The sequence below is a fragment of the Pantoea stewartii genome (assembly GCF_011044475.1).
GTDB classification, from domain to species: Bacteria; Pseudomonadota; Gammaproteobacteria; order Enterobacterales; family Enterobacteriaceae; genus Pantoea; species Pantoea stewartii.
In genome coordinates, this window is record NZ_CP049115.1 from 2,786,006 (window position 1) to 2,798,240 (window position 12,235).

General features: G+C 51.1%; 10 protein-coding genes, 1 tRNA gene and 2 other RNA genes. All 13 read right to left on the reverse strand.

Annotation, left to right across the window (positions count from 1 at the left end; translation table 11 throughout):
* Position 1 precedes the first annotated feature (1 nt).
* The 13 genes from bcsQ to G5574_RS13330 all read right to left on the reverse strand — a co-directional run bounded on the left by bcsQ (position 2) and on the right by G5574_RS13330 (position 12,232).
* A complete protein-coding gene (bcsQ, locus tag G5574_RS13270; protein WP_033737319.1) occupies positions 2-805 on the reverse strand; it encodes a cellulose biosynthesis protein BcsQ in 804 nt (267 codons plus the stop codon).
* Positions 796-1,374, reverse strand: a complete 579-nt coding sequence (bcsO, locus tag G5574_RS13275) for a cellulose biosynthesis protein BcsO (RefSeq protein ID WP_006121412.1) — start codon at positions 1,372-1,374, stop codon at positions 796-798. The genes bcsQ and bcsO overlap by 10 nt, the downstream gene beginning before the upstream one ends.
* A gap of 593 nt (positions 1,375-1,967) precedes the next feature.
* Entirely contained in the window at positions 1,968-2,990 is a 1,023-nt protein-coding gene (gene dppF / locus G5574_RS13280; protein WP_033737317.1) for a dipeptide ABC transporter ATP-binding subunit DppF, read from the reverse strand.
* Complete coding sequence (dppD, locus tag G5574_RS13285) at positions 2,980-3,966, reverse strand: dipeptide ABC transporter ATP-binding protein (protein WP_006121410.1); 987 nt, start codon at positions 3,964-3,966, stop codon at positions 2,980-2,982. The genes dppF and dppD overlap by 11 nt, the downstream gene beginning before the upstream one ends.
* Before the next feature lie 12 nt (positions 3,967-3,978).
* Entirely contained in the window at positions 3,979-4,881 is a 903-nt protein-coding gene (gene dppC / locus G5574_RS13290) for a dipeptide ABC transporter permease DppC (protein WP_006121409.1), read from the reverse strand.
* 10 nt (positions 4,882-4,891) lie between these two features.
* On the reverse strand, positions 4,892-5,911 hold the full coding sequence (gene dppB, locus G5574_RS13295) for a dipeptide ABC transporter permease DppB (RefSeq protein ID WP_033737316.1): 1,020 nt from the start codon (positions 5,909-5,911) through the stop codon (positions 4,892-4,894).
* Positions 5,912-6,116: 205 nt separating this feature from the next.
* Positions 6,117-7,727, reverse strand: coding sequence for a dipeptide ABC transporter periplasmic-binding protein DppA (gene dppA / locus G5574_RS13300; RefSeq protein ID WP_164482737.1), 1,611 nt, complete (start codon positions 7,725-7,727; stop codon positions 6,117-6,119).
* 898 nt (positions 7,728-8,625) lie between these two features.
* Positions 8,626-8,753: non-coding RNA, RtT sRNA (locus tag G5574_RS13305), on the reverse strand.
* 182 nt (positions 8,754-8,935) lie between these two features.
* A non-coding RNA gene (locus G5574_RS13310) (RtT sRNA) lies at positions 8,936-9,063 on the reverse strand.
* Between the two features lie 33 nt (positions 9,064-9,096).
* A tRNA-Pro gene (locus G5574_RS13315) sits at positions 9,097-9,173 on the reverse strand.
* 125 nt (positions 9,174-9,298) lie between these two features.
* The gene (gene eptB / locus G5574_RS13320) at positions 9,299-10,990 is read right to left on the reverse strand and encodes a kdo(2)-lipid A phosphoethanolamine 7''-transferase (RefSeq protein WP_006121406.1); all 1,692 of its coding nucleotides are present in this window, start codon (positions 10,988-10,990) and stop codon (positions 9,299-9,301) included.
* A 254-nt stretch (positions 10,991-11,244) separates the two neighbouring features.
* Positions 11,245-11,673, reverse strand: a complete 429-nt coding sequence (locus G5574_RS13325; RefSeq protein ID WP_006121405.1) for an organic hydroperoxide resistance protein — start codon at positions 11,671-11,673, stop codon at positions 11,245-11,247.
* Positions 11,674-11,767: 94 nt separating this feature from the next.
* Positions 11,768-12,232 carry a MarR family winged helix-turn-helix transcriptional regulator gene (locus G5574_RS13330; protein WP_033737315.1) on the reverse strand — a complete coding sequence of 155 codons (465 nt, stop codon included), beginning with the start codon at positions 12,230-12,232 and terminating at the stop codon, positions 11,768-11,770.
* Between the last annotated feature and the right edge of the window lie 3 nt (positions 12,233-12,235).

The window sequence follows — 12,235 nt, forward strand, 5'->3', positions numbered from 1 at the left end:
TTTAGTAGTTACCGGTGTTAATTTGCGCCTGAACTTCGCCATTCCCCACCGTGATATTCAGAATACTGGCGACACGCTTGGTGATCAGTTCGATATCAAAGGCAGCAGCAGAGGCAGGGCTGAAATCATAAACGGATTGCTGCGAGGCGTTGGCCTCACCCACACTTTCATCACGATGAATCTGCCCCAGGAGCGTATCGCCCAGCCGTTGCTGAAGAAAAGCGGTCACATCGCGATTGATATTCCGGCGATTGTCGCACTGGTTGAGGACAAAATAGTGACCGTGCCGGCTGTTCAGCGGCTGCCCAATCAGGCGGTTTTCTTCAATATGGGGTAACAGTGACACGGAGGCGGTATCCGCCAACATAACGACCAAATGCATATCGGCTAACGCCCTGATGGCTTTAAGCGCAGGTCCGGGTCCGGGAGGAAAGTCCGCTACCATCACCAGGCCGGGATAGTTCAGTAACGTATCAAGGCCTCGCTTGAGAAAATGCGGGTCTTTAGTCAGATTCTCTTCGAACCGCTCACGCTGGGCTTCGGTAACATTGCCGTAAGGCAGAACAAAAATGTTCCCTCCGGTCGTCAAAATAGACTGGCTCCAGTCAGCCTGCTCTTCTGAGCGAGCAACGAAACCCCGTCCGTCATTCAGGGGAACGCCGAAATGAAGACGCAATGCATTCTGTACATCAAAATCAATTGCCAATACCTTGCTACCCGATCGGGCCAGACTCCAGGCCAGATTGGCTGCCAACGTAGTTTTTCCCACCCCACCTTTGGGCGAGCACACACAAACTAACGGCATAAGGCAATCTTCTCCAGTAACGGTTTTAATAACGTTTCTTTAGGTAAATTCTCTGACGCGCTGTTACGCGCACGGAACAGATCGCTGAAGCGACCGTTCTCTGCTTCAGGACGTGCCGGGATTGAGGGGGCAGTGTCAGGTGCCGTTACCGGCGCATGCGTCTTCTGTACAGCGACCCCGGCCTGAGGCGTTGCTGAGGATGTCGGGAACAGGGAAGAGGAAGCGTGTGAAGCAGGCTCAGTCACGTCAGGAAGCGGCTCGCTGGCTGACAGGCTGTTTATGAGGGAACGGGAAGAGGCAGATGCAGGCGTCGACACCTGCGCGCTCTGAGTTAACGCTGAACCCATGTCCAGACTAAACTCATCACCTTGAATCGGTTGTGGCTGGGGTAAATCAATACGCTGGCCACCACTAAACGGCATTTGCTGATCGTCACTCGCCAGTTGACGAATGAGAGACCATTTACTTTTCTCCGCCGCTTCCTGCGATTGGCCTGACATATCCTGAAAGGCGATATCGAGCGTTTTTGTCTTTTCCTTAAAACGCTGTAAGTCGTCGTAATTCTTCATACACCACAACCTAAAACATAGGGAGGATTTTTCCAGGAATATATCATAATAATTTGAACACAGTGAGATAATTCTGATTACAAAACCAACAGATTCAATAAGAAAGCTTAATGCTAATTAGTTGTGTTTAGCAAAAAATGAGCACTAACTCACATATATTTCGTAAAATTATTGAGACAGCCTTAAGTAAAATATCAGCCTCAATGATTAAGATCTAAGTATCTACTAACCCGGGGAGCATGGCTAACACAACTCCTTGTATTGGAAAGCAAAAAAAAGCTGTCTCGTGTACTGTCGTTTTTACAGCATTCTGACATTGGTGCTTAAGGGTTGTGAGAATATTGAATTATGGTTGGTAAAGTATTACTACGCGAATGCGTGGCCAACAAAACCTGTATTCTTCAAATCCGGCGGCACGTCACATCCCAGGATTTATGAATGCCGCGAACGGGCAGAGGAAGAACGTGCCACTAACCAGCGGTGCATTTTGGCGATGAGTGATGCCAGGAAGGTAACGACAGCGTTGCGGGCTTCTACAGTCAAGCGGAATCACCTGTCGTTTACCTACAAGGATTCCGCCTGAGAGAACATCTCTAGCGCGTCACATCACCTGACGCAATCAGTTGGTTTTCATCCTGATCAACCGCAAAACAGGCTATCTGCTGCTCACCGTACTGCTTCAGTTTCGGCTGCAACTGAACACAGGTGCCAAAACGGCGACGGCAGCGCGCATTGAACGCGCAACCCGGAGGCGGATTGAGCGGGCTGGGGAGTTCACCGGTCAGCTTGATACGTTCACGACGATCGTCAGGATTCAGACGTGGCGTGGCCGACAGAAGCGCCTGGGTGTAAGGATGGCGGGGATGAGCAAAAATCGCCTCTTTACTGCCCTTTTCAACGCAGCGTCCCAGGTACATCACCATCACGTCATCTGCAATATGTTCAACTACCGACAGATCGTGAGAGATGAAGACATAAGACAGCCCCATGTCTTGCTGCAGATCCATCATCAGGTTAAGCACCTGCGCACGCACTGACACGTCCAACGCCGAAACCGGTTCATCTGCGATTAAGACATCCGGATCGAGCATCAGGCCACGCGCAATCGCAATACGCTGACGTTGTCCTCCGGAAAACATATGGGGATAACGGTCATAGTGCTCGGTTTTCAGACCGACTTTGGCCATCATTTCCAGCGTTTTTTCACGCCGCTCGGCTTTAGTGAGCGAAGTGTTAATGATCAGCGGCTCTTCCAGAATCTGGCTGACTTTTTTACGCGGGTTTAGCGAACCATAGGGATTTTGAAACACGATCTGAATTTTCTGTCGACGCAGCTTTTGCGCCTGCGGATCGTGTTTTAATAAATCCTGACCATGCCAGTAAAGCTGCCCTTCCGTCGGCGTTTCAATCATAGTCAGTAAACGGCCTAACGTGGATTTGCCGCAGCCTGACTCCCCCACCACGGCCAGTGTTTTTCCGCGCTCTAGGTTAAAAGAGACACCATCCAGCGCTTTGACCAGCCGCTCCTGACCAAATAAGCCTTTTTTCACCGGATAGTGTTTTTTCAGGTCAATAGCCTGCAGCAGATAGTCGTGCTTCGTTTTCTCAGGACTCATAGGTTGGTCTCCCGGCATCGTCCAGCGGATAGTGACATTTGGACTGACGTCCCGGAATCGTCCGCAGTTCAGGTTCTTCTTTACGGCAGCGATCGTTAGCATAAGGGCAGCGTGGATTCAGCAGACAGCCCATTGGACGATCGTATTTGCCTGGCACCACCCCCGGCAATGAGGCCAGGCGTGCTTTATCGGCCGCGAATTCTGGCAGCGCACGCAATAACGCCTGCGTGTAAGGATGACGGGGGGCTTTAAAGATATCGGACGCTTTGCCGCTCTCTACTACCTGGCCGGCATACATCACAATGATATGGTGGGCCGCTTCTGCCACCAGTGCCAGGTCGTGCGTGATCAGGATCAGCGCCATGTTTTCCTGCTTTTGCAGGTCCAGCAGCAGTTCAATGATCTGCGCCTGAATCGTCACGTCCAGCGCGGTCGTCGGTTCATCGGCAATCAGCAGCTTTGGACGACAGGCGATCGCCATCGCGATCATCACGCGCTGGCTCATCCCACCAGACAGTTGATGCGGATACACATCCAGCCGCGAGGCCGGATCGGGAATCCCCACCTGATTCAGTAGATCAATCGCCCGCTGGCGGCGGGTACTTTTATTACCGCCCTGATGGACCTTAATGGCTTCCATGATTTGGTAACCCACGGTATAGCAGGGGTTCAGGCTGGTCATCGGGTCCTGAAAAATCATGGCCACTTCGGCGCCCACCAGCTGACGGCGCTCTTTTTCAGAGATACGCTTTAGATCGCGTTGGTTGAATTCGAGTTTTTCCGCCATCACCTTACCGGGGAAATCGATCAACCCCATGATAGCCAGAGAACTGACGGATTTACCCGAACCCGACTCACCGACAATGCCCACCACCTGGCCCTGTTCAACCTGATAACTGATGCGGTCTACTGCGCGGAACGGTGCCTTATCGTCGCCGAAATGCACCGATAACTTATCTACATTTAATAACGCCATCTCGGTGCCTCTTTACTGCTTGAGTTTCGGGTCGAGTGCATCACGCAAACCATCGCCCATCAGGTTAAATGCCAGCACGGTCAGCAGAATGACTAATCCGGGGAACGTCACCACCCACCAGGCACTTTGCGCGTACTGCAATACGTCGGAGAGCATAGTGCCCCACTCCGGCGTTGGCGGTTGCGCACCCATACCGAGAAAGCCCAACGCCGCCATATCAAGAATGGCGTTGGAAAACCCTAACGAGGCCTGAACAATTAACGGGGCCAGGCAGTTAGGCAGAATGTTCACAAACATCTGACGCAGCATACCGGCACCGGCGACACCTGAGGCCGTCACATAGTCACGATTGACCTCAACCAGTACCGCCGCGCGTGTCAGACGGATATAGTGCGGCAGCGCGACAAAGGTCAGAGCAATAGAAGCATTGACGATCGACGGACCAAAAATGGCGACCAGAACAAGGGCTAACAGCAGGCTAGGCAGCGCCAGCATAATGTCGACCAGACGCATAATCGTGGCATCAACCGCTCCACCGATATAGCCCGCCAGCAGGCCGAAAATCACGCCAAAAATCAGCGACAACACAACGACCATGCAGCCCACCAGCAAGGAAAGGCGCGCGCCGTACATCAAACGCGAGAGGATATCGCGCCCCACATCGTCGGTGCCCAGGATATAGCTCCAGCTTCCTCCCTCCTGCCACACAGGTGGATGCAGCAGGGCATCACGGAACTGCTCCGCCGGGCCGTGCGGTGCCAGCACCTCGGCAAAAATGGCAATTAAGAGCATCAGAATGATGTAAACCAGCCCGATAACCGCGCCTTTGTTACGTTTAAAGTAGTGCCAGAACTCCTGAATCGGGGTCATCGGCTTAGGTGCGACATTCACACTCGCGGGATCAACGACAGACATGATGCCCCCCTTATTTCTTATGACGTATGCGCGGGTTCACCACGCCATACAGCAGATCAACCAACAGGTTGACCAGGATAATCAGGATGGCCGTCAGCAGCACACCACCCTGCACGACCGGATAATCACGGCGTTGCAGCGCTTCGATCAGCCAGCGCCCCAAACCCGGCCAGGAGAAGATGGTTTCGGTCAGGATGGCCCCTGCCAGCAAGGTGCCCACCTGCAAACCGATGACCGTCACAACCGGCAACATCGCATTACGCAGAGCGTGAACGACGATAACGCGCATACGCGTCAGGCCTTTCGCCCGGGCGGTGCGGATATAGTCTTCACCCAGCACTTCCAGCATAGAAGAGCGCGTCATGCGCACGATGACGGCCAGCGGAATGGTGCCCAGCACAATCGCGGGCAGAATCATATGCATGACGGCATCTTTGAAGTCGCCAGGCTCTCCCCAGATGAACGTGTCAATCAGCATAAAACCGGTCAACGGATGGCTGTCGTCCAGAAACACCGTATCTGCCACGCGACCTGAAACCGGTGTGAGATTGAGCTGGACCGACACCAGCATAATCAACATGATGCCCCACCAGAAAATCGGCATCGAGTAGCCGGTCAGGGAAATCCCGACCGCGGTGTGATCGAATACAGAACCACGTTTTACTGCGGCCAGAACGCCAACCGGAATCCCCACGGCGACGGCAAACATCATGGCGCAGATCCCCAGTTCCAGGGTGGCTTTAAAGCGCGGGACGAATTCAGTCCATACAGGAATGCGGCTCTTCAGTGAAATACCTAAATCACCGTGCAGCACACCGTTGATATAGTGCAGATACTGTTTCCACAGCGGCTGATCGAGCCCCATCATCGCCATTAACTCAGCATGGCGCTCGGGGGAGATACCGCGCTCACCTGCCATGATCAGCACCGGATCGCCCGGGATCATATGCACAAACGCGAAGGTCAATAATGTAATACCGATGAACGTTGGGATGACAAGCCCCAGACGCCGGAGTATGAACTGCAGCATAGGCGTAATTCTCAGTCGTTTTCCTCTGGCCCTGGCCAGAGATAACATTGCTCATTAACCGCATCCCGCGACAGCAGAACGCGACGCAGGAAGCGCTTCTTTTTGTAAAAGTAATTAGCCGGAAAAAAAAGAGCAGATAACAGGCGACCTGACACGGTCGCCTGAGGGCCGGTAAAACCGGCCCTGACTGCAGTAATCCGAAAGGTTATTCCTGAATATCGACGGTATCGAAGTGATGTTTACCTAATGGATCAACGACATAACCAGTAACTTTCTTGCTTACAGGCTCATAAACGGTTGAGTGAGCGATGATCAGCGCAGGCGCCTGGTCATGCATTACAACCTGAGCCTGCTTGTAGTACTCAATACGTTTGTTGTGATCGGATTCCGCACGTGCTGGCTGAATCAAATCTTCAAACGGCTTGTAGCACCAGCGCGAATAGTTAGAGCCGTCTTTCGCCGCCGCACAGCTGAACAGCGTTGCGAAGAAGTTATCGGGATCACCATTATCGCCAGTCCAGCCCATCATGACCGTCTGGTGCTCACCCGCTTTGGCACGTTTCAGGTACTCGCCCCATTCATAGGTGACAATCTTGGCTTTCACGCCAATTTTCGCCCAGTCAGCCTGAATCATCTCTGCCATACGGCGCGCGTTCGGGTTATAAGGACGCTGAACCGGCATTGCCCACAGATCGATAGAGAAACCATCCGGCATACCGGCTTCTTTCAGCAACGCTTTGGCTTTCTCTGGATCGTAGGCATAGTCTTTAACATCGTTGTTATAGCTCCACATTGTCGGTGGAATCAGGTTTTTCGCTGGCTGGCCGGCGCCCTGATAAACCGCATCAATGATGGCTTTCTTGTTTACCGCCATGGTCAGTGCCTGACGCACTTTCACGTTATCCAGCGGTTTTTTCTCGGTGTTGAATGACAGGTAACCGACGTTCAGACCTGGCTGCTCCATCAGGTTAATTTTGCTGTCTTTCTTCATGCTGACGATATCAGCCGGATTCGGATACGGCATGATCTGACATTCGCCTTTCTGCAGCTTGGCGTAACGTACTGACGCATCGGGGGTAATCGAGAAAACCAGACGATCGATTTTTGGCTTGGTTCCCCAGTAATCCGGGTTGGCTTTGTACAGGATACGTGAGTCTTTCTGGTACTGCTGAAGCACAAACGGCCCGGTGCCCACTGGATTCAGGTCAATTTTTTCAGGCGTGCCGGCTTTCAGCATGTTGTCAGCGTATTCTTTGGACATGATGGAAGCGAAATCCATGCCCAGATCAGCCAGGAAAGGCGCTTCAGGACGCGTCAGCACAAAGCGAACGGTATGATCGTCTACTTTTTCGATTTTGCTGATCAGCTTTGGCATATCCATACCTTCAAAGTACTCGTAGCTGCCGCCAGAGACGTTGTGGTACTTGTTGTTTTTGTCTAACTGACGCTCAAAAGAAAACACGACGTCATCCGCGTTAAATTCACGCGTAGGTTTGAAATCTTTAGTCGTTTGCCATTTCACGCCGTTGCGTAAATGGAAGGTATACGTTTTGCCATCAGCACTGACGTCCCACTTTTCAGCCAGTCCGGGTACCAGTTCGGTCGTACCCGTTTTGAATTCAACCAGACGGTTATAGATTGGAACAGAGCTGGCATCGTACGTCGTACCCGACGTAAAGAGTTGCGGGTTAAACCCTTCCGGAGAACCTTCAGAACAATAAACCAGGGTTTTCGCCTGAACACCTGCGGCTACGGTCATGGCGACGAGGCTCAGACCGACCTTCAGCATTCTGGATTTGGCCAGGGAGTTGATCATGCTTTTGCTCCATTGTGATGTGTTGTTGTGTGCATTGCCCGACCTCTGGTTTTTTTATGCGGTTCAGGCGGTCCACCCTGATCGGGTGATAAGAGTGAGATATTTTTGTTTTGATAATGCTGATTGATAAGTACCCATCAGAAAAATCTGTATCTGCACCGTTATTGACGCATCAATTTGTCAACAGTTGCAAAGAACGTCAATACAACGGTTAGTTATTTACACAGAGTGTGAGGAATAGCAAGCAACGATAAAAAAAACCCTGCGCGCGCTAACGCCCTATATTGCACAGTGGCGTGGCTTTATTTCCGCGCATTCTGCTACGACAGTCATCGTTAAGCAGTCATTACCACTAAATAAAATCGTACATCATTTAGCGCCAAATGTTGGATATCTGAACGATTCCCTGTGCGTTATGACGTTCATACAGCGGAAAATGCTGATATTTTCTCGCAAAAATTTAACATTTTGCTTTTTTACAGCATAACCAAAACTTATATTTCGCCTGCCAGCATCCCTCAGACAACAAGGCCTGCATCGCATTGAGACGGCAAAATAGCGGTCTGTCATGAAATTGCGCTGCAAGGATGTGTTATTGGTTTTTCACAAAATTACTGACATGAGATTTTCTAATAACAAACCCATAAAGGCTTGCTGTGATGACGTAATTTTCACAACACGTCATAAGCCCCGTCATAAACACAGGTGACGATGACTATGTCAGGCCGCAGCAAAAAAGCTGTTTTATCATTGGGTTAAAAACTAAACAGAAAGAGTAAAGAAGGCACCCTTTATTAACGAAACCCTGCGCATGCACGGCGCAAGCTGCCTTCGGCGGTTCTCCCCCGCTTTTATTGAGGCGAAAAAAACCTGTCTTTGCAGACAGGTTGCTTAAACAGGATCGGCGAGAGAGGATTAGGCTTACTGCGTAAGCCCCCTTCAGGCCGTTGCGTTCGCAACGTTGTCTCGCTTCGCCCGGCGCAAACCTCCTCCGGAGGTTCTCATCCTCTTTTATTCAGGCGAAAAAAAACCTGTCTTTGCAGACAGGTTTCTTAAATATGGTCGGCGAGAGGATTAGGCTTACTGCGTAAACCCCCTTCGGGCCGTTGTGTTCGCAACGTTGTCTCGCTTCGCTCTCCTCCGGAGGTTCTCATCCTCTTTTATTCAGGCGAAAAAAAACCTGTCTTTACAGACAGGTTTCTTAAATATGGTCGGCGAGAGAGGATTAGGCTTACTGCGTAAGCCCCCTTCGGGCCGTTGCGTTCGCAACGTTGTCTCGCTTCGCCCGGCGCAAACCGCCTCCGGAGGTTCTCATCCTCTTTTATTCAGGCGAAAAAAAACCTGTCTTTGCAGACAGGTTTCTTAAATATGGTCGGCGAGAGAGGATTCGAACCTCCGACCCACTGGTCCCAAACCAGTTGCGCTACCAAGCTGCGCTACTCGCCGATGGGGGCGCATGTTACTGCTCCCCCTGATAAGCGTCAACCGCTTTTTGCGCTTTTAAGGCCAATCGCCTGGAAAGCAGGCGGTCAGCGGCTTCTCGGCGTTATCAATCCAAAATCCCTGTGTGATTACAGCGCTTTAGTCGCCGTTCTGGCTGGCGCCTGACACCAGTTGTTCGCCTGCTTAATTCCACCATCGGGCGAGGTATAACCCAGGCAGCCCAGAATCGTATCAAACAGCTCAACATGACGATGGGTTTTGCCCGTACGCTGTTGCGCCTGCAGTCGTTCAAAGTTTTCGCGATTCGTAGAGTCCGCCAGGTATTTGTCCGATGCCCAGACCATCATCGGCACGCGGAACTGCTCTGGTGGTGCCATCTCACGCGGCGTGCCGTGCAAATGCATATTGTCGCTAATCGATTCACCATGATCAGAGGCATAGAAAACAATCGCTTTCTTATCACGCAGCTGATCCAACACGCTGTCCAGCATGCTGTCGACGTAGAGTACCGAATTATCATAGGCATTAATCAACTGCGCTTTGCTACAGGTTTCATCCACGCCCATGCATTCAGGCTGGTAACGCGCAAAACTGCGCGGATACCGTTGCGAATAGAGGTAATGGGAACCTTTGGTATGCAACACAACCAGATGCTTACCTTTTGGATAACGCTGTAATGATGCCTGCAGCTCAGGTACAAGCAGCATATCATCCACTGACTTGCCCTGATTGCGTGGTTCTGAACCGATCTGCTCACGGAAAGAGAAGTTATTAGCGTTGATGTTATCGTAAAACCAGACTTCACTCTGCATCGCAAACAGCTCTGAGGTGAAGCCTAGCTCTTTCATTACCGCGAAAACATTTTGCTCTTTTAACGTCCGGCCAGGATTATCCATGGTGCCGCCTTCACGTACAAACATACAACGTAAAGACAGCTTGGTCGCGGTATCACAGGATTCACCGCGGAATGCGACCAGATTTTTCTCCTGAGAAAGCTTCGGCGTGGTATTACGCTCGTAGCCCAGCAACCCCATATGGTCCCAGCGCGTAGTTTCACCGATAACAAACACAACGTAAGTATCATCTAAGCCCGGCGGCGCAACATAGGTAAACTTTTGGGCAGGATCCAGCAGTTCATGGTTTTCCAGCGTTTCGTCGACTTTCGTCCAGGTAAACAGGCCCAGCGCGGCCAGCCAGTTAGAGGGTAAATAGGAGTGCGCAACTACGCCGCCATAACTGGGCAGATCGATATTGGTCACTTCCTCATTGTTTTTTTGCAACTTATCAAGGTAGCGGATGGGCAGCCAGACGAGGGCGACGCAAGCCAGCAGGATAAGCGTCGGCTTAAGACGCTGTCCTGGTGTGCGCAGTTGCTCATTGAGTGTCATGCTAAGGCTGTTACGCCAGATGAAGAACAACGGCAGCGCACTGGCCAGGACCATCCACAAAATGAAGTGATAGCCCACGACCTCTTTAGACAGATCGGTATCGGTTGTCATCACGGATGCAACAATGCCATAGCCGATAACCACATTAAAAAAGGCCATGTAATAGGCGGCGGCGACAGAAATCAGCACGATCAACGTGGCCAGAATACGGTAAAACACTCTTCCACCCAGCGATAACAGCCGCATCAGGAAAAACGTTAACAGTACGATAGCCACAACCTCTGTAAGCGCGGTGAGCCAGGCTGTCACGGTTGAGGTTGTCAACAGTCCCGCAAAGCGGCGATAAAAAATCGGCAAATTCAGTAGGATACCGAGATACAAAGCCAGCAAGAGCGACAGCTTTTGCTGTGTTAATGATTTTATATAATTCATGAAAAATGGAGTTTCCCCGGACTAAGCGCTTAACCAAACGTTAATCTGACTGCCATATTTCTGCAGAGTTCGCGAATTAAGCAAGCCGGTTAAATAAGAAGAGAATTCTGAGCGTTTTGACATGCCCTGATATAAAGCGGCACAGTTAAGCACGCGGCCACGCTATAAACCAGAAAATAATCCTGTTCAGCACGATCCGGGAAGTGGGCCAGAAGAGAAAGTAAGGAAGGGCCCGGAACCAGGCCCTTGATCGCTTAGCGAATAATGTTTAGTGTTACGTCAATATTGTTACGTGTGGCATTTGAGTAAGGACACACGATGTGCGCGGCGTCAACCAGCTTCTGTGCTTCTGCTTCATCCATGTCAGGCAAGTGGATATTCAGCGTCGCTTCGATACCAAAACCATTTGGGATTGGACCAATTCCGACTTCACCTTCAATCCATGCATCTTTTGGCATCGCAATCTTGTCGCGGCCAGCAACAAATTTCATCGCACCCAGGAAGCAAGCTGAGTATCCCGCTGCAAAAAGCTGCTCTGGGTTAGTGACTTCGCCACCTGCGCCGCCCATCTCTTTTGGCACACCCAGTTTGACATCCAGCACGCCGTCAGAAGACGTTGCGCGGCCATCACGACCACCGGTAGCTTTAGCTTTTGCACGGTAAACCACTTGTTCTAAAGACATCGCTTTTCTCCATTGCACTATTTAATCGCTCGCTACTAATCACAACGTAGTCGAACAGTGAAGGTTAATTTACTGCCTGTACTCATTAGAAAATTTAGCGCGGAGCCATCAGTTTGTCACGTAACTGGTTGAGCTGTAGCTTAAGCGCATACATCTCGTCCTCGCTACAGTCTGACGCACACTGAATGTCATCAGGAATACTTTCAGCCTGCTGACGTAAAGCCCACCCGGCATCCGTTAAGCTGACCACCACCTGACGTTCATCCTGACGGGAACGCTGACGGTTGATTAAGCCCGCATTTTCCAGACGTTTCAACAGCGGCGTCAGCGTCGCTGAATCCAGAAAAAGCCGTTCGCCTATTTCTGACACCGTGAGTGAATCCTGTTGCCACAGCACCAGCATGACCAGATATTGCGGATAGGTAATATCCATCTGGCTAAGTAACTTGCGATAGACTTTATGCATCGCCAGATTGGCGGAATAAAGTGCGAAGCAAAGTTGCTGATCGAGCAACAGTGGCGCTGCTTTCACTTTTTTGTCATCTTGATAACTGTTCATGGA